Origin of the sequence: Pseudomonas sp. NPDC087697, from assembly GCF_044743155.1 — a bacterium.
In the GTDB taxonomy this organism is placed as follows: Bacteria; Pseudomonadota; Gammaproteobacteria; order Pseudomonadales; family Pseudomonadaceae; genus Aquipseudomonas.
Window position 1 is genome coordinate 47,338 of record NZ_JBIUVW010000001.1, and the last position, 17,608, is coordinate 64,945.

Sequence of the window (17,608 nt, forward strand, 5' to 3'; positions counted from 1 at the left end):
TTTTTTGTGAACGATAAGCGCATGAGCTACGAAACGATTTTGTTGGAAGTCCAGGGCCGCGTGGGTCTGATCACCCTCAACCGCCCGCAAGCCCTGAATGCCTTGAACGCGCAGATTGTCAGCGAGTTGAACCACGCGCTGGACGGTCTGGAAGCCAATCCGGAAATCGGCTGCATCGTGCTGACTGGCTCGAAAAAAGCCTTTGCCGCCGGCGCCGACATCAAGGAAATGGCCGAGCTGACCTATCCGCAGATCTACCTCGACGACCTGTTCAGCGACAGCGATCGGGTTGCCAACCGACGTAAGCCGATCATTGCCGCTGTCGCCGGTTTTGCCTTGGGTGGCGGTTGTGAGTTGGCGCTGATGTGCGATTTCATTCTGGCCGGCGACAACGCCAAATTCGGTCAGCCGGAAATCAACCTTGGCGTGCTGCCGGGCATGGGCGGCACCCAGCGCCTGACCCGCGCGGTAGGCAAAGCCAAAGCCATGGAGATGTGCCTCAGTGGCCGCTTGATCGACGCGGTGGAAGCGGAGCGCTGTGGCATCGTTGCGCGCATCGTGCCAGTGGATGAACTGCTGGATGAAGCATTGAAAGTTGCAGCGCTGATCGCCAAAAAGTCCTTGCCGATTGCGATGATGGTCAAGGAAAGCGTCAATCGCGCCTTTGAAGTCAGCCTGTCTGAAGGCGTGCGTTTTGAACGCCGGGTGTTCCATGCGGCGTTTGCCACACAGGATCAGAAAGAAGGCATGGCAGCGTTTATTGCCAAGCGTGAGGCCGAGTTCGTCGGTAAGTAATGCAGCGTCCTCACTGACGTCATCGCGAGCAAGCTCGCTCCCACATTAGATCTCCGGTACTCAGAGGTCCTTGTGGGAGCGAGCTTGCTCGCGATGCTTTTAGGCTTTACACCAGATAGTTCTTCAACTCCCGCGCAATCACCATCCGCTGAATCTCGCTCGACCCTTCGTAAATCTGCGTGATCCGCGCATCGCGGTAATAGCGCTCCACCGGATAATCTTCCAGATAGCCGTAGCCGCCGTGGATCTGTATGGCGGACGAGCAGACCTTCTCGGCCATCTCCGACGCAAACAGCTTGGCCTGCGAGGCTTCCGACAGGCAGGGCTTGCCGGCGCTGCGTAACCGAGCGGCGTGGAGGATCAGCAAACGCGCGGCGTTCAGTTGCATGTGCATGTCGGCCAGCATGTTGGCGACGCTTTGGTGCTCGATGATCGGCTTGTCGAACTGCACACGGTCACGGGCATAAGCCAGCGCTGCTTCGAAGGCTGCACGCGCGATGCCCAGTGCCTGCGCGGCGATGCCAATGCGACCGCCTTCAAGGTTGGACAAGGCAATCGCCAGCCCCTTGCCGCGTTCGCCCAGCAGGTTGGCTTCGGGGACGATGCAGTTGTTCAGCGTCACCGCACAGGTGTCGGAAGCACGGATGCCCATCTTGTGTTCGCTGCGGTCGACGATAAACCCCGGGGTGTTGGTCGGCACCAGAAACGCTGACAAGCCTTTTTTGCCCAGGTCCGGATCGGTCACCGCAAACACAATCGCCAGTTTGGCCCGTTTGCCGTTGCTGACGAACTGCTTGGCGCCATTGATCACCCACTGGCCGTCGCGCAGTTCGGCGCGGGTGCGCAGGTTGTGCGCTTCGGAACCGGCCTGCGGCTCGGTCAGGCAGAAGCAGCCGATGGCCTGACCGCTGGCCAGATCGGCCAGCCAGGTCTGTTTCTGTTCTTCAGTGCCGTAGTTGAGGACCGGTCCGCAGCCCACTGAGTTGTGAATGCTCATCAAGGCACCGGTGGCGCCGTCGCCGGCAGAAATCTCTTCCACCGCCAGGGCGTAGGCCACGTAGTCGACGTAAGTACCGCCCCATTCCTCGGGAACCACCATGCCGAGCAAACCCAGCTCGCCCATTTTTTTCACCAGCGCGTCGTCGATCCAGCCGGCTTTTTCCCAAGCCTGGGCGTGGGGGGCGATTTCGCCGCGGGCAAAATCCCGGGCCATGTCGCGGATCATCACTTGTTCTTCGGTCAGTTCGATATCGTGCATGGCTCAGCTCCCGCTCTGGTCAAAACCGCTGAAGAAACTCGCAACCTGTCTGGCGTCCAGCGCCTGCACGGTCGGAGGATTCCAGCGTGGGCTCTTGTCTTTGTCGATCAGCAAGGCACGGACGCCTTCGATCAGGTCGCCGCGGTCGAACCACTGGCGATCCAGATGCAGTTCGAGGGCGAAGCAGTTTTCCAGGCTCAGCTGACGACCACGTCGCAACATCTCTAACGTTACACCCATGGCCAGCGGTGAACGACTGTCGAGCAGGTCGGCGGTGGTGATTGCCCAGTCGTGGCTGTCGGCAATCGTAACCTTGCGCAGTTGCTCAACGATGCTCGGCATATCCGGCAGGGCGAAGAAGTGGTCGATCGCCGGCCGCAGTGCCTGCAACGGTGCGTCGGGCAGTTGCTGTACCGCGAGTTTGGCCAGCAGACCTTGCAGGTCCTTGAGCGGGGTGTCGTGCCACGTGAGGCTGTCGAGGCGTTGATCCAGTTCGGCGAGCCTGGCGCTTTCCAGATACCAGTCGGCCAGCCCGCAATACAGCGCATCGGCGGCGCGAATCTGCACACCACTGACGCCAAGGTAAATGCCCAGCTCGCCGGGAATTCGCGGCAGGAAGTAGCTGCCGCCAACGTCCGGGAAGTAACCGATGGCCACTTCCGGCATCGCCAGCCGACTGCGTTCGGTGACGACTCGCAGGTCTGCGCCTTGCACCAGACCCATGCCGCCGCCGAGGACGAAACCGTCCATCAGCGCCAGCACTGGTTTGCGGTAATGGTGGATCGCCAGGTCGAGGGCGTATTCCTCGACGAAGAAGTCTTCATGCAGGGTGTCGCCGCTTTTGAAACTGTCGTACAGCGAGCGGATATCGCCGCCGGCGCAGAAGGCTTTCTCGCCAGCACCGCGCAGCACCACGGCGTGGATGTGTGGGTCACGGGACCAGACATCGAGCTGTTGGTGCAGGCTGCGGACCATGTCCAGGGTCATGGCATTGAGGCCGGCGGGGCGATTGAGGGTCAGGTGGCCAATGTGGTTGCGGACCTCGGCCAGCACTTCGTTGGCGGTGGCATCAATGCCTTGGGTCGCCTGGGATGAAACCTGAGCAGTCATCACTAACTCCCTGCTTTTATTGTTCTTTATAGAAGTGTTCGCGCGCGAACGATGCCGGATCGTAGCAGTGCAAATTTGCGATGTACAACCCGGATAGATGCAGGTCCGGTCTGCATTTTTGCAATACCCGCAGGCTCATCCATCGCATAAATACCCTAATAGGGCATTCACGACAGAATCGGCTGTGAAAATGCCGACATCAGCACAAGCGAGCTGTCTGCGACGGTCCTTTCGACACCTCGACACAATCGTCTGTTGGCATTCTGGCGTTCCATTCGAAGCCGTCTGCGCCAAGGGTTTCAGGGTGGGGTGTGGCCGGCCTTTGGCGGTGCACCGAACACAAACAATAAGAACGCTGCTGCGGCAGATGCCGCATCGACTCTCAGTTCCTGCCCATAAAGGCGTCCAGGCATCTGTGCCCGGTCGCGATAATTCCAAACAAATCGGGACTTATGAAGATGAAAACCCAATGGCTGACTTTGCCTGTACTCGCATTGATGTTCTGCTCGGCCGGCGCTAGCGCCAAGGAGTGGACCGAGCTGCGCTTCGGTACCAACCCAAGCTACCCGCCGTTTGAGTCGACCACCGCCGACGGTGGCGTGCAAGGCTTTGGCGTGGACCTGGGCAACGCGATCTGCGCCGAACTGAAGCTCAAGTGTGTGTGGGTCAGCAATGACTTCGACGGGCTGATTCCTGCGCTCAAGGCTGGCAAGTTCGACGCCATCGAGTCGTCGATGACCGTCACTGACGCACGCAAGAAGCAGATCGATTTCACCGACCGCCTGTATGCCGGGCCGACCGCCATTGTCACCCGCAAGGATTCAGGTCTTGAGCCCACCGCCGAGTCGCTCAAGGGCAAGACCCTGGGCTTCATGCAAGGCACCATTCAGGAAACCTACGCCAGGGCCAAACTGGCGCCGGGCGGGGTGAAACTGCGGGCCTATCAGAATCAGGATCAGGTCTACTCCGATCTGGTTTACGGCCGCCTCGACGCTTCGATTCAGGACAAGCTGCAAGCGCAGATGAGCTTCCTTGAATCGCCACAAGGCGCCCAATTCAAGAACAGCGAAGGCATCAGTGACCCGCTGGTACCGGCGGAAATCGCCATCGGCCTGCGCAAGGACAATGACGAGCTCAAAGGCATGCTGAATACCGCCATCAAGGCCCTGCACGAGAAGGGCATCTACGCGCAGATCCAGCGCAAGTACTTCGGCGATCTCGACCTTTACAACAACTGATCCCCGCGCCCTCGACACTGCGCCGTGACTGACGGCGCAGTGTCGAACGTTGGCGCATCGATACAGGTGACTTGCGTGAATACCTTCCTGACTGTTCTGGGCCTGGATCTCTCGGCTCTGCAAGGCTATGGCCCACTGTTGCTGCACGGCACCTGGGTGACGATCAAACTCTCGGCGTTGTCGTTGCTGGTGAGCATGCTGATGGGGCTGCTCGGCGCTGCGGCCAAGCTCTCGCCGTTGCGAGTGCTCAATCTGCCGGCGACCTTCTACACGACGTTAATCCGCGGCGTTCCAGACCTGGTGTTGATGCTGCTGATTTTCTACAGCCTGCAAGGCTGGTTGAGCAGCCTCACCGAGGCGCTGGGCTGGGCCTACATGGAAATCGATCCGTTCGTGGCCGGCATCGTCACCCTCGGGTTTATCTACGGCGCGTATTTCACCGAGACCTTTCGCGGCGCGATCATGAGCATCCCGCGCGGTCAGCAAGAGGCCGCCGCATCCTTTGGCTTGAGCCGCTGGCAGCGTTTTCGCTTTGTGGTGTTCCCGCAAATGATGCGCTTTGCCTTGCCGAGCCTGGGCAACAACTGGCTGGTGCTGCTCAAGGCCACGGCGCTGGTGTCGATCATTGGTTTGTCGGACCTGGTCAAGGTCGCGCAGGAGGCCGGCAAAAGCACCTTCAACATGCTGGATTTTCTATTGCTGGCGGCAGCGCTGTACCTGCTGATCACCAGCGCCTCGAACTATGTTCTGCGCGTGCTTGAACGGCGCTACAACCAGGGCGTACGGGGGATGACGCGATGATCGAATTGATCTCCGAATACTGGAAACCTTTCCTCTTCAGCGATGGCTACAACCTCACCGGTTTGACCATGACCTTATGGCTGCTGGTGGTGAGCATCGTGCTCGGGTTCTGCCTGTCGCTGCCGCTGGCGATCATGCGCACGTCCGGCTGGGGCCTGCTGCGCTGGCCGGTGCAGCTGTTTACCTACGTGTTTCGCGGCACGCCGCTGTATATCCAGTTGCTGATTTGCTACAGCGGGATCTACGGCATCGCAGTGGTTCGTTCGCAACCGTTGCTTGAAGCGTTCTTTCGCGATGCGATGAATTGCACCTTGCTGGCCTTCACCCTCAATACCTGTGCGTACACCGTCGAGATCTTCGCCGGGGCGATTCGCAGCATTCCCTACGGTGAAATCGAAGCCGCCCACGCCTACGGCCTGAGTGGCTGGCGTTTGTATGTGCAGTTGATTCTTCCCTCGGCGTTGCGTCGGGCGCTGCCGTATTACAGCAACGAAGTGATCCTGATGCTGCACGCCACGTCCGTGGCCTTCACCGCGACCATTCCGGACATCCTCAAGGTCGCTCGGGACGCGAATGCCGCGACCTTCATGACCTTCCAGGCATTCGGTATCGCCGGGCTGCTGTACCTCGCGCTGTCATTCGGCCTGGTCGGCGCGTTTCGTCTCGCAGAGAAGCGTTGGCTGAATTTCCTCGGGCCGGCTCACTGAAATCTGGAGCCGGCTTTTTTCCTCCCTCTTTCTGTCCAGAACGCTGTCGCCAACGGCAGCGCTCCAGGAGTGTTCCATGTACAAGCTGACCGTTGAAAATCTGTATAAACGCTTTGGTGACAACGAAGTGCTCAAGGGCGTCTCGTTGAATGCCCGCGCCGGTGATGTGGTGAGCATGATTGGCGCCAGTGGCTCCGGCAAAAGCACTATGCTGCGGTGTATCAACTTCCTTGAACGGGCAGATGATGGCGCCATCGAGCTGGACGGCGAGCGGATCGTCACCTGTCAGGCGGCCGGTGGCATGCGCGTTGCCAATCCGGCGCAGTTGCAGCGCTTGCGTACACGGCTGGCGATGGTGTTTCAGCACTTCAACCTGTGGAGTCATCTGACGGTGCTGGAGAACATCACGCTCGCGCCGTGCAAGGTTCTGGGTGTCAGCCGCAAGGATGCTGATGCCAGCGCCCGGGCCTACCTGGACAAGGTTGGTCTGCCGCAACGCGTGGCCGAGCAGTACCCGGCATTCCTGTCCGGCGGCCAGCAGCAACGAGTGGCAATTGCTCGGGCGTTGGCGGTGGAGCCACAGATTCTGTTGTTCGATGAGCCGACCTCGGCCCTCGACCCGGAACTGGTGGGTGAAGTATTGAAGGTGATTCAGGCTTTGGCCGAAGAAGGCCGGACCATGTTGATGGTGACCCACGAAATGGGCTTTGCCCGGCAGGTGTCCAGTCAGGTGCTGTTCCTGCATCAAGGCCGGGTCGAAGAGCAGGGCGATGCAACGATTCTCGACCAGCCAAAAAGCGAGCGTTTGCAGCAATTTTTATCGGGCCGTTTGAAGTGAGGCAAAACGTACATGGCGGACATCCGCGATATGTCGATCGTGCTTGATCGAATCGATCAGGCAATCATTGAGGTGCTGCGCCACGAAGGGCGCATCACCTATCAGAAGCTTTCCGAGCGCGTGCACCTGACGCCAAGGCCATGCCTTGAGCGGGTGCGCAAGCTCGAACAGCTCGGCGTCATTCGGGGCTACGGGGCAATTCTCGACGAGAAAAAACTGACCCCCGGTTTGTCGCTGCTGGTGCTGGTGGCGTTGTCGAACCAGAGCGGACGCGCCGCACAGAAAGCTTTCGAAGCCAAAGTCCGCGCCTGTCCGCAGGTGCTGGAGTGCCAATTGATCAGCGGTGCCTTCGACTACAGCCTGCGGATGCGCTGTCGCGACATGGAACACTATCGGGTGCTGACCGAAGTCTGGTTCGACGACCCGGACCTGCACATCGACAAACTGGTCAGCCACCCTGAGCTGGCGATGGTAAAAACCTCCACCTGGAACGGCTAAGCGCCGACTTCCAAATTCCGCTGATTCCGTAGCAGCTGGCGCAGCCTGCGTTCGGCTGCGCAGCAGTCGTAAATGCCGACGACTCGGTGAGTCTGAAGCACCGCAGAGCATGGTTTTACGAGCGCTGCGCACTCGAACGCAGGCTGCACCAGCTGCTACGGTAATCATCGATTTCAGACGATTTATCACGCCCACCAAATCGGCTGCAAGCCCCATCGTTTTCAGCCATTTCCTGCACTGCCTCCCTCCTTATCAGCCGGGTTTTTCCGGCACCGAATCAGACAATGAGCACCTCTCAACCCTCATTGATTCTGTGCCCATGCAAACCACCAATACCGTTTTGATGATTCGCCCGACACGTTTCTCCTTCAACCAGGACACGGCCGCCAACAACCGTTTCCAGCGTCCGGCGGCGGCGGCCGAAGACGTACAACTCAAGGCCCTGCAAGAGTTCGACGGTTACGTCGCGGTCCTGCGTGAGCACGGGGTTGAAGTCATGGTGCATAACGACAGCGAAGCACCGCATACCCCGGACTCGATCTTTCCGAACAATTGGTGGAGCAGCCATCCCGACGGCACGCTCGTGCTGTACCCGATGCAAGGCCATAACCGCCGTCTTGAGCGCGACAAAGGCGTAATCGAATGGCTGCGAGACGGGTATCGCGTCGAGCAATTGCTCGATCTTTCCAGTCTTGAGCAGCAAGAAGTATTTCTTGAAGGCACCGGCAGCATGGTCCTCGATCGGGAACAACGGATCTGCTACGCCGGGTATTCGACCCGCACGCATGCCAAGGCCTTGGATCAAGTGGTCGGGCACCTCGGTTATGAACTCTGCGCATTCAATGCGATGGACCGCAACGGCGTGCCGATTTATCACACCAACGTGATGATGAGCGTCGGCACGCGCCTGGCGGTGGCGTGCTTCGACTCGGTCAATGATCGAAACGAACGTTCAGCGTTGCATTCGCGCCTGGAGCGCAGCGGCAAGCAGGTCATGACCCTGAGCTTCGATCAGTTGGAGTCGTTCGCCGGCAACATGCTTGAAGTGCACAACGCCGCTGGCGAGCCGTTGCTGGTGATGTCGCGCACGGCCTGGCGGTCGCTGCATGCCGACCAGCGCCGGATGGTCCAAGCGCACGCCAAACCGCTACCCGTAAACATCGACACCATCGAGCGGATTGGCGGCGGCAGTGCGCGCTGCATGCTCGCGGAAGTCTATCTGCCTAAACGCGTGAGCCCACAGGAGCACCATTGATGATCGTCCGTCCTGCAACGATGAATGACCTGCCGGCGCTGCTGGCACTGGCCCACAGCGCCGGCACCGGTTTGACCACCTTGCCGGCTGATGCCGGGCGTTTGCGTCAGCGCCTGGAGTGGGCCGAAAAAACCTTCGCTGGCGAAGCCGAACGGGGTGATGCCGATTACCTGTTTGTGCTGGAGTCAGACAACGGCGAAGCAGTCGGTATCTGCGCGCTGGCGGGCGCGGTTGGGCTGCGCGAGCCCTGGTACAACTACCGGATGGGGCTGTTTGTCGCCGCCTCGAAAAATCTCGGGATCAATCAGCAATTGCCGACGCTGTTTCTGGGCAATGACATGACCGGGCAATCGGAACTCTGCTCGCTGTTTCTGCACGCCGGGCATCGCAGCGGTTTGAATGGTCGGTTGTTGTCCAAGGCACGGTTTCTGTTTCTCGCCGAGTTCCGCCAGTACTTTGGTGACAAGGTGATCGCCGAGATGCGTGGTTATTCGGACGAAGAGGGCGTCTCGCCGTTCTGGGAAGGACTGGGTCGGCACTTTTTCAAGATGGATTTCGCCGACGCTGATTACCTCACCGGGCTGGGTAACAAGACCTTCATTGCCGAGCTGATGCCCAAGTTTCCGCTGCCGACCTGCTTGCTGCCCGAGGCTGCGCGGGCGACGATCGGCCGGGTTCATCCCAACACCGAGCCGGCACTGGGGATGCTCAAGGCTGAAGGGTTCGAGCACAAGGACTACATCGACATCTTTGACGGCGGCCCGTTGATCGAGTGCGCAACCGGCGACATCCGCGCCGTGCGCGACAGCCAGGTGTTGCAGTTGAGCATTGGCACACCCGGAGAGCAGGCGGCGGTCTATCTGATTCACAACCGCCAGTTTGCCGATTGCCGGATTACCGCAGCGCCGGCGCGGGTCGCTGCCGGGACCTTGATTGTCGATGTGCAAACCGCCAAGGCACTCGGGGTGAGTGCGGGTGCTTCGGTGCGGGCGGTGAGCCTGGCAGTGCCGGCTCGGCAGTTGTCGGCGGCTTAGCGGCTGCCGAACGCTTCACCGATGCTGCGGCGTTTAGCGTGTAACTCGCTGGCGTGGATCAACTGCTCAAGGTCCTCGGGCGTGACGTCAAAGAACTCCTGCATGTCGGCCAAGGCCAGCTTGAGGTCTTCGGCGGTAATCGCCAGCGCATCTGCCGGTGGATGATCGGCGGGCACCACGGCAGCCGGTTCGCTGTGACCCTTGGGGTAACGGATTCGGGTCAGGTTGTTATAGGCCAGGGCGCTGAGCAGCATGCACGTCGCGGCGAGCATCACCGGCCCGAGCGCGCGCCAGTCCATGGCGATGGTCGCCGGATCGGCCAGTACCAGCAGTAACGCCAACGCACCGGCCGGCGGGTGCAGACAACGCAGCCAGCACATCAGCATCAGCGCCATGCCGGCCGCCAGGCAGGCGCTGCCCAGCGTGCGCCCGAGCACATGGGCCACCAGCAGCGACACCACTGCCGCGCAGAGGTAGCCGCCGAGAATCGACCAGGGCTGCGCCAGTGCGCCGGACGACACCGCAAACAGCAACACCGCCGATGCGCCCAACGGGCCGATCAAGTGTAAGGCCACGTCTATGCCGAATACCTGGCCGCAGACCCAGACACTCAGCAGTGTGCCCAGAGACATACCAATAGCGGCGCGGCTCCATTCGGAGGGGCGGGTGTTGATGGCAGCGGGTATCCAGCGAGCGAGCATAACGAAAACGATCCAGTGGCAAAGAACAGGCAAAAAGAAGGGCTTGTCTGGATCACCAGAAAGCCCTTTAAGCGTTCCAACATTTGGGGGAGGAACCGGCACAGTGTGCCGATCTATCCGCCAACTGACAAATTCATATTAATGCGGTTTAAATGCATTATTTTTGAAGTATGGCGACGCGTCGGCCGCTCAGGAAACACAGCAGACCACCCATGGCCGTCATTGCACTGAGAGCATAGAACATCGTAGCCGGTGCGCTGTGGGTCAACAAAAAGCCGCAAATCACCGGACTCGCCGCGCCGCCCAGCGCCGCGAGGTTCTGCGCGCCGTAGTAGCTGCCGCGCAGTTCTTCCGGGGCCAGAGTGTCGACGAACAGGAACTCTGCCGGGTAGATGATCATTTCGCCCAGGGTGAAGACAAACATCGCCAGGCACCACTGCACCGGGTTCTGCGCGAAGCTGAAGCCGATCAACCCGAGGATGAACAGGCTACTGCCGATGACGATCCAGTAACGCAGTTGCTCGCGCTTGAGGAAACGGCCGATCTGGTACTGCAAGAGAATCACGCTGATCGCGTTGCAGGCGAGAATCGCTGCCATGGTTTGCAGTGCAACGTGCTCGTTTTGCGTCACCAGCAGGTATTGCGACAGGTACAGGGTGAAACGCCCGTGAACCACTGTGCTGAGCAGACAACCGCAGGTGAACATGATCAGCGTGCGGTCGTTTTTCAGGGTCACCAGGGTTTTCAGAAAGCTTTGTGGCTGGCCAATAGCGGCTTGCTTGGCCGACCCCGGAATCCCTCTCATCAGGAAGGTACTGAAAAACGCGATGCCACCGGCAATCAGGAACGGTGCCAGTGGCTGCACCCCGGCGATGACCACGCCGAGCATCGGGCCGGTGGCGTAGCCAATGTTGGTCAGGGTGTAGCGCAGCGAAAACGCCTTGGCTCGCTGGCCCATCGGCAGGTTTTCACTGAGGATGGCTTTGGAGCCGATCAGAAACAGTGCCGAAGCGGTCTCGGTAATCACCAACGTCAGCGTGGTCAGGTAAAGGTTGTGGGCGAAGGTCAGCAGGACGAAGCCGATAGAACTGGAGAGCATCGCCAGAATCAGCAACCGGCGCTTCTCCAGACGGTCGATGATGTAACCGCCATACAGCGCAAGCAGGGTGGCAATGAACACCGCGATGCCCAACAGCAGGCCGACGTCCTGCTGGTTCAGGCCCAGCTTGTTGCTGAGGAACAGTGTCAGCAGCGGGCTGGTGATGGCGCGGCTGACGACGATGGTCAGCGAGCAGATCATCAAGCGACGAATAACGAGCGAGTAAGTAGCCACGGTGGTGCGGATGTCCTTATTCAGATTTAGCAATGCGGCGACGCCATTCGCGAGCATCGGAACGCCGCCCGGCCCGCTCCCACAAAAGCACTACAGCACTTGTGGGAGCGGGCTTGCTCGCGAAGAGGCCGGTCCTGACAACCCAGGGCTCATGCCAGCCACTGATCCAGTTCCCAAACCGACTCCAGTTTTTCGAGTTTTCGCAACCGCTCCAGCAATCCAGTCGCCTGTTCCATCGGCAGCACCCGCGTCGCCAGGTTGAGAAACTTCTCCTCCAGCGCTGCATCACTCAACGGATTGCCTGGCGCGCCTAACGGTGGGTCGACACACAGGCTGGCCTCGCGGCCATCGCGGCTGCGAATGCTCACGATCGGCTCGCCATCCTCTGACAGTTGCGGATCCACTACAAGGTGAATGCGTGACATCCAATGAGCGATTTCTGACGCGCTGCGTTGTTCGTCGTCATAGGCCTCAAGCGGGCAATGACCATAGACCAGCCGAGCGGCGAGGGCATACGGCAGGCTCATTTGCGCGGCGGCCAAACTGCTGACATCGCGCCCGCCGCACATCTCGTTGAGAAAGCCGCACAGCGACACCTGAACGTCTTCCAGCTGATCAGCCTCGATCTGCAACTGCTCAAGCAGCAGCCCCAAGGCATCGATGGCCGAATGAGTGCCACGGCAAGACGCGTAAGGCTTGATCGAGCAGCGGGCGAGTTTCCACACCAGGCCAAGGTCCGCGTCCAAGGCCTCGGGCTGCGCGTGTTCAGCCGCGAGGGTTTTGAGAAAGCCGCCCCAAACGTCGTCGAACAACTTCGTTGGCCCGCTGATCCCTTGCTCGGCAAAGCGTGCCGCGAGCAGACCACCTTCCGCCGCCCGCCCGCTGTGGAGCTTTTTGCTTTGTGAGCCATCGTGGATAAACGCCCAGAGGCCGCCGCTGAAACTGCCGGCAATGCCCAGTGCGGCGAGCGTTTGTGCCTGATCAAGACCGAGTATTCGCGCACTGGCCGCCGCCGCGCCGAACACGCCGCACGTAGCGGTCGAGTGCCAACCGGCGCCGTTGTGCGCCGAGTAGCCGCCACAGGCCTCAAGCACGCGTCGACCGATTTCATAACCGATCACCACAGCGGTGATCAGCTCACGACCGTTCACCGCTGCAGCATTCAGGCTGACCGCCGCCATCACCGCGGGCAGCACCACCGCGCCGGAGTGATCGCAACCGCCGGTATCGTCGAGTTCCAGCGCATGGGCGGCAATGCCATTGAGCATCGCTGCCTGCGCCGCACCGACATGCTGCGCAGTGCCCCAGACCAGCGTTTTGCCGTTTTCATTGGCAAAGGTTTGTCGGGCGGCGACGGCAATTTCACTGGCGGCACCGGCCAGGCTCGCGCCGACAGTGTCGAGAATGTGTCGCTTGGCTTGCGCCACCAGTGCCGGTGGCAAGTCTTCGAAACGGGTTTCGACGCAGAACTGCGCCAGACGCTGCAATCGTTCGCTCATGCCAAGTACGCTCGATAATGCCGCTCATACACAGCGGATGGATGTTCCTCGTCCATCGGCACAGCGCGCTCGGCCCACCACTGGGCGACTTCGCCCGCCGTGGCGATCCACACGTCGTCGTGTTGCTGGATACCCAGCAGCAACTCGCGCAGGACACCGATGCGCCCTGGGGTCGCGATGATCTCCGGGTGCAGGCGCAGCACGTAGCACAGGCCAAAGCGATGAAACCCGGCGAAGTCCATTTGCAGGTTGCCCAAGGTGTGGCTGTAAGAGGCAATCCGCGATTGCGCGGGTGGCACCGCCGGGCTCAGGTTGAACGCGAAATAGGGTTCGTCCTCCAGCTCATAGTGCAACGGCAGTTCGATCACCTCGGGCGCCGTCGGATGGGCGAACGGCAGATCGTCGCCGCGCCAGCAGGACGACCAGCGAATGCCTTGCTCGCGCAATGCTTCAGTAAAGCCCGGCGCCCAGTTACCGGCGGGAATCCGGAAACCGCTTGGACGTTGGCCGGTAACGGCGGCCAGTGCCTGACAGCCTTGCTCAAGTGCTGCGGTCTGTTCCGCCAGGCTCAGGGTGTCGTAGTTCTGGTGACGATAACCGGCGCAGGCAATCTCATGACCGCCCGCTTGAATCGAGCGGATGTGTTCGGGGTTTTCTTCGGCAACGATGCCCGGCACGCACCAACTGCTGGAAACCCCCAACTCTTTGAACAGTGCGAGCAAGCGTTCGACCCCGCGCTGGGTGCCGTAGCGCCACACCGAAAGAGTTTTGTCGCGGCCGGCGACCTCTGGGGCCTGGGTCAGGATGCCGTGCACGTCGTTGTAGTCGACGGTCAACACCACCGCGCAACGGTAGCCTTTGGGCCAGACAGTCGACTCAGCCATGTTGATGCTCCTTGAGCCACCAATGGGCGACATCGCGGCAGGTGGCGAACCACACGTCATCACGCTTGCGCATGTGTTCGAAGAGTTTCTCCAGCAGCAGAACGCGCCCCGGTTTACCGGTGATCTTCGGGTGGAAGAGGGTGGTCAGGCACAGCCCTTCATTCATCGCACCGTCGTACTCGCGGCACCAATTGTCGAGGGTCAGCTCGTAGCTGGCGGTACGGTCCAGTCCCGAGGGAAAGTCCGGTGCGCGGGTGTAGGCGATGGACGCGTAGTCGTCCATTTCCCAGCGGCCGGGGATTTCCACCAGTGGGGTATCAACGCCCTGGACTTTCACCAGGTACGGCCGATCATCGCCGCGCATGCTGCTGGAGTAAGTGACGCCGGCTTCCACCAGCATGGCCGGTGTCTCGGCCCGCCAATCTCCGGACGGGGTGCGAAAGCCTTCTGCGCGGATGTTCAAATGCTGCCAGAACACCTCGCGGCATTTATTCATGACGTCCTTCTGCTGCTCCAGCGTCAGTGCATAAAAGGACTCGTGTTTGTAGCCGTGGTAAGCCACTTCATGCCCGCGCTCGATGATTGACTGGCATTGTTTCGGCCAGTTTTCCACGACCCAGGCCGGGACGAAGAAGGTCGTCGGGATCCGGAATTCATCCAGCAGGTCGAGAATCCGTGGTAAGGCCCGATACGGCCCGTAACCGCCGAAACCGAAGTACTCGGGCTTGTGCCAGATCGAACCATTGAGCATCGCATCGCCAGTCGGGCCGTCGAGATCGAAGGCCAGGGCCAGGCAGGCTGTGTGCTGGTCGGGCCAGGTGGGTTGGGGTGAGGAGGACATCGTGGCGCTCCGTTCATATATGGTCATAACACCCGTAGCAGCTGCCGAGCCCGCGAGGCTGCGTTCGGTGGCGCAGCCGCCGTAAAATCAGACAACGCGTTCTTTCAGGTAAACCGTGTACACAGACTTGCGAGGACTGCGTCCTCGAACGCAGCCTCGCCGGCTCGACAGCTGCTACGGGGCAACGTATTTCAACGTTACTTACCGGCGTTAATAGTCACGGTTTTAATCGCGCCCAATTCCAGATCCCACTTCTTCAAGATCGCCTGATAGCTACCGTCATCAACCATGCTCTGCAACGCCACCTTCACCGCTTCACTCAACTCGGGTTTCTTCTTGCTGACACCCAAACCACTGAACTGCACCGAGATAGGCATCCCCACGGTCTTGTAGGTGTCCTTTTCCTGGGTCTTCAGGTACGACAGGGTTTCGCTGCCCTGCATGGCCGCGTCGATGCGGCTCTGGCGCAGTTGCGCACGGGCGTCGGCGGAGCCTTCGGTGCCAATCACATTGATCGCCGGTTTACCCTTGGCCTCGCAATTGGCCTTGCTCCACTCGGCGATTTCCGCCGGGAAGGTGGTACGTCGGCTGGTCCCGACTTTCTTGCCGCACAGGTCGGCAATTTCGTTGGTGTCCTTGTTCTTTTGCAGGGTGTAGAACTGCGGCCCGCTGGTGAAGTAGTCAACGAAGGTCACGCTCTGCTGGCGCTCGGCGGTGTCGGTCATGCCGGACAGCACCACGTCTACGCGATCGGTAGTCAGGGCGTTGATCATTTGCTCGAAGCCGGTTTCCTGCCATTTGATCTTCACGCCCAGACGTTCGGCCAAGGCATTGCCCAGGTCGTAGTCCAGACCGGTGAGGATGTTGGTGGCCGGATCCTTGAAATCCATCGGCGGATAGTTGGGCATGATCGCCACGACGATTTCGCCCTTGGCCTTGATGCTCGCGGGCAAATCAGCTGCCCAGGTCACCGAAGAAGCCATCAGGCCGGCCAGTACTGCAGGGATGAGGAGGTTTTTCATGGTCGTTCTCTTTTTGAGTTGTCGTTAGGTGCGAACGGCAGAAATGAAGCTTTGGGTGCGCGGGTTTTGTGGACTTATTAGTATTTCTTCGGGGCTTCCAGCCTCCACGATCTGCCCGCCGTCCATGAACACCATGCGATTGGAAACCTCGCGGGCGAAGCCCAGTTCATGGGTGACAACGATCATGGTCATGCCGGTCTGCGCCAGATCGCGCATCACCGACAGCACCTCACCGACCAGTTCCGGGTCGAGTGCCGAAGTGGGTTCATCGAACAGCATCAGCTTGGGCCGCATGGCCAGCGCCCGGGCAATGGCCACCCGTTGTTGCTGACCACCCGAGAGTTCGATCGGGTAGCTGTTGCGTTTGTCGGCGAGGCCGACGCGGGCCAGCAACTCCAGCGCATCTTCGTGCGCTTCCTTGGGCGAGCGCTTGAGCACCTGGCATGGGCCTTCGATGATGTTTTGCAGCACGGTCATGTGCGGAAACAGGTTGAAACGCTGGAACACCATGCCGGTGGCCAGGCGCTGGCGGGCAATCTGCGACTCGTTGAGCTCGTGCAGCTTGTTGCCGGCAATGCGGTAACCGACCAGTTCGCCGTCGACCCAGAGGCCGCCCTTGTCGATCTTTTCCAGCTGATTGACGCAGCGCAGCAGGGTACTTTTGCCGGAACCGGACGGGCCGATGATGCACAGCACTTCGCCCTGTTCGACTTCGATGTTGATGTCTTTGAGCGCGTGGTATTGGTCGTAGTACTTGTTCAGGCCAACGGCCTTGACGATGCTTCTCATGTTCGATTCTCCTCGCGACTCACTAGCGCTTGCCGGCGCCGCGAGCGAAACGACGCTCCAGACGGCTTTGACCAAAGGACAAGACGGTGACGGCTGCCAGGTACCAGATCCCGGCGACGATCAGCAGCTCCATCACGCGGGCGTTGGCGTAGTAGATGTTCTGGGCGTTGTAGAGCAGTTCCGAGTATTGGATGACACTGGCCAGGGACGTCATCTTGACCATGCCGATGAACTCGTTGCCGACCGGTGGAATGATGATGCGCATGGCCTGCGGCAGGATGATCCGGCGCAGGGCTTGCAGGCGCGGCATGCCGATCGACTTGGCGGCTTCGTACTGGCCGGTGTCCACCGAGAGCAGACCGGCACGCACCACTTCAGCGGTGTAGGCGCCCTGGTTGATGCTCAGGCCCAACAGTGCCGCGACGAAGGGCGTCATCAGACTGACGGTATCAAACTGGATCACCCCGGGAATGCCGATGGTGGGAAAAATCAGCGCCAGGTTGAACCACAACAGCAGTTGCAAAATCAGCGGTGTACCGCGGAACAGCCAGGTGTATGTCACCGCGACATAGCGCAGGATCGGGTTCGCCGACATGCGCATCACGGCGGTAATCACCCCGAAGATAATCCCCAATGCCATCGCCAGCACCGCCATGACGATGGTGTTGAGCAAGCCGAACAAAATCGCCTGGGAGGTCAGGAACTGGCCGATGTACGACCACTCGATCTTGCCCTCGGCGAAGGCCCTGACCAGGCCGATGATGGCGATGACGATCAGCGTGGCGAAGAAGATCCGCCCGTAATAGCGCCGCGGCACATGTTCGTACTGGGTGATGTCGAACTGGTTTTCGGCCTGTTTGCGCTCCGCGAGGAGCTCTGCCTGAGTCTGGTTCATTTGGGTTCTCCGAACACGGGTGTTTCAGATCAACACAATCCCCGTAGGAGCAAAGCTTGCTCGCGATGGCGGTGTGTCAGTCAACACTGATGCCATCTGACCCGCCGCCA

The 17,608-nt window shown here is 60.2% G+C and carries 18 protein-coding genes; 8 read left to right on the forward strand and 10 right to left on the reverse strand.

The features are described 5' to 3' along the window. The first annotated feature begins 21 nt into the window (after positions 1 to 21). Entirely contained in the window at positions 22 to 795 is a 774-nt protein-coding gene (locus tag ACIPIN_RS00225) for an enoyl-CoA hydratase (RefSeq protein WP_071550222.1), read from the forward strand. A gap of 106 nt (positions 796 to 901) precedes the next feature. Here ACIPIN_RS00225 and ACIPIN_RS00230 read toward each other — a convergent pair whose 3' ends face one another. Together ACIPIN_RS00230 and ACIPIN_RS00235 are read right to left on the reverse strand one after the other, a co-directional pair. Then, a complete protein-coding gene (locus tag ACIPIN_RS00230; protein ID WP_401113671.1) occupies positions 902 to 2,053 on the reverse strand; it encodes an acyl-CoA dehydrogenase family protein in 1,152 nt (383 codons plus the stop codon). A 3-nt stretch (positions 2,054 to 2,056) separates the two neighbouring features. Then, positions 2,057 to 3,163: an enoyl-CoA hydratase/isomerase family protein gene (locus ACIPIN_RS00235; RefSeq protein WP_401113673.1), complete on the reverse strand. Its 1,107-nt coding sequence runs from the start codon at positions 3,161 to 3,163 to the stop codon at positions 2,057 to 2,059. A gap of 458 nt (positions 3,164 to 3,621) precedes the next feature. Between ACIPIN_RS00235 and ACIPIN_RS00240 the strand changes: the two genes are divergently transcribed. From ACIPIN_RS00240 to astA, 7 genes are all read left to right on the forward strand, one after another. Further along, positions 3,622 to 4,401, forward strand: a complete 780-nt coding sequence (locus ACIPIN_RS00240; RefSeq protein ID WP_401113675.1) for a transporter substrate-binding domain-containing protein — start codon at positions 3,622 to 3,624, stop codon at positions 4,399 to 4,401. Between the two features lie 75 nt (positions 4,402 to 4,476). Continuing rightward, entirely contained in the window at positions 4,477 to 5,202 is a 726-nt protein-coding gene (locus tag ACIPIN_RS00245; RefSeq protein ID WP_401113677.1) for an ABC transporter permease, read from the forward strand. After that, on the forward strand, positions 5,199 to 5,909 hold the full coding sequence (locus tag ACIPIN_RS00250; RefSeq protein ID WP_401113680.1) for an ABC transporter permease: 711 nt from the start codon (positions 5,199 to 5,201) through the stop codon (positions 5,907 to 5,909). The genes ACIPIN_RS00245 and ACIPIN_RS00250 overlap by 4 nt, the downstream gene beginning before the upstream one ends. A gap of 76 nt (positions 5,910 to 5,985) precedes the next feature. After that, entirely contained in the window at positions 5,986 to 6,747 is a 762-nt protein-coding gene (locus ACIPIN_RS00255; RefSeq protein WP_401113683.1) for an ABC transporter ATP-binding protein, read from the forward strand. A gap of 12 nt (positions 6,748 to 6,759) precedes the next feature. Next, positions 6,760 to 7,245, forward strand: coding sequence for an Lrp/AsnC family transcriptional regulator (locus tag ACIPIN_RS00260; RefSeq protein ID WP_401113684.1), 486 nt, complete (start codon positions 6,760 to 6,762; stop codon positions 7,243 to 7,245). A 319-nt stretch (positions 7,246 to 7,564) separates the two neighbouring features. After that, positions 7,565 to 8,500, forward strand: a complete 936-nt coding sequence (gene ctlX / locus ACIPIN_RS00265) for a citrulline utilization hydrolase CtlX (protein WP_401113688.1) — start codon at positions 7,565 to 7,567, stop codon at positions 8,498 to 8,500. Further along, positions 8,500 to 9,534 carry an arginine N-succinyltransferase gene (gene astA, locus ACIPIN_RS00270; RefSeq protein WP_401113691.1) on the forward strand — a complete coding sequence of 345 codons (1,035 nt, stop codon included), beginning with the start codon at positions 8,500 to 8,502 and terminating at the stop codon, positions 9,532 to 9,534. The genes ctlX and astA overlap by 1 nt, the downstream gene beginning before the upstream one ends. Here astA and ACIPIN_RS00275 read toward each other — a convergent pair. From ACIPIN_RS00275 to ACIPIN_RS00310, 8 genes are all read right to left on the reverse strand, one after another. Continuing rightward, the gene (locus tag ACIPIN_RS00275) at positions 9,531 to 10,235 is read right to left on the reverse strand and encodes an HPP family protein (protein ID WP_401113694.1); all 705 of its coding nucleotides are present in this window, start codon (positions 10,233 to 10,235) and stop codon (positions 9,531 to 9,533) included. The two genes, astA and ACIPIN_RS00275, sit on opposite strands and share 4 nt — an antisense overlap. Before the next feature lie 157 nt (positions 10,236 to 10,392). After that, positions 10,393 to 11,568 (reverse strand): MFS transporter, encoded by a 1,176-nt coding sequence (locus tag ACIPIN_RS00280; protein WP_401114677.1) that lies wholly within the window; start codon positions 11,566 to 11,568, stop codon positions 10,393 to 10,395. 149 nt (positions 11,569 to 11,717) lie between these two features. Next, positions 11,718 to 13,067 (reverse strand): MmgE/PrpD family protein, encoded by a 1,350-nt coding sequence (locus ACIPIN_RS00285; protein WP_401113697.1) that lies wholly within the window; start codon positions 13,065 to 13,067, stop codon positions 11,718 to 11,720. Then, positions 13,064 to 13,951 (reverse strand): polysaccharide deacetylase, encoded by an 888-nt coding sequence (locus ACIPIN_RS00290; protein ID WP_401113700.1) that lies wholly within the window; start codon positions 13,949 to 13,951, stop codon positions 13,064 to 13,066. The genes ACIPIN_RS00285 and ACIPIN_RS00290 overlap by 4 nt, the downstream gene beginning before the upstream one ends. Continuing rightward, positions 13,944 to 14,792 (reverse strand): polysaccharide deacetylase, encoded by an 849-nt coding sequence (locus ACIPIN_RS00295; protein ID WP_401113703.1) that lies wholly within the window; start codon positions 14,790 to 14,792, stop codon positions 13,944 to 13,946. Before ACIPIN_RS00295 ends, ACIPIN_RS00290 begins: the two co-directional genes overlap by 8 nt. Before the next feature lie 197 nt (positions 14,793 to 14,989). Next, positions 14,990 to 15,814 (reverse strand): ABC transporter substrate-binding protein, encoded by an 825-nt coding sequence (locus ACIPIN_RS00300; protein ID WP_401113706.1) that lies wholly within the window; start codon positions 15,812 to 15,814, stop codon positions 14,990 to 14,992. A gap of 24 nt (positions 15,815 to 15,838) precedes the next feature. Next, on the reverse strand, positions 15,839 to 16,603 hold the full coding sequence (locus ACIPIN_RS00305; protein WP_401113709.1) for an amino acid ABC transporter ATP-binding protein: 765 nt from the start codon (positions 16,601 to 16,603) through the stop codon (positions 15,839 to 15,841). A gap of 22 nt (positions 16,604 to 16,625) precedes the next feature. Further along, a complete protein-coding gene (locus tag ACIPIN_RS00310; protein ID WP_401113711.1) occupies positions 16,626 to 17,498 on the reverse strand; it encodes an amino acid ABC transporter permease in 873 nt (290 codons plus the stop codon). Positions 17,499 to 17,608: the final 110 nt, after the last annotated feature.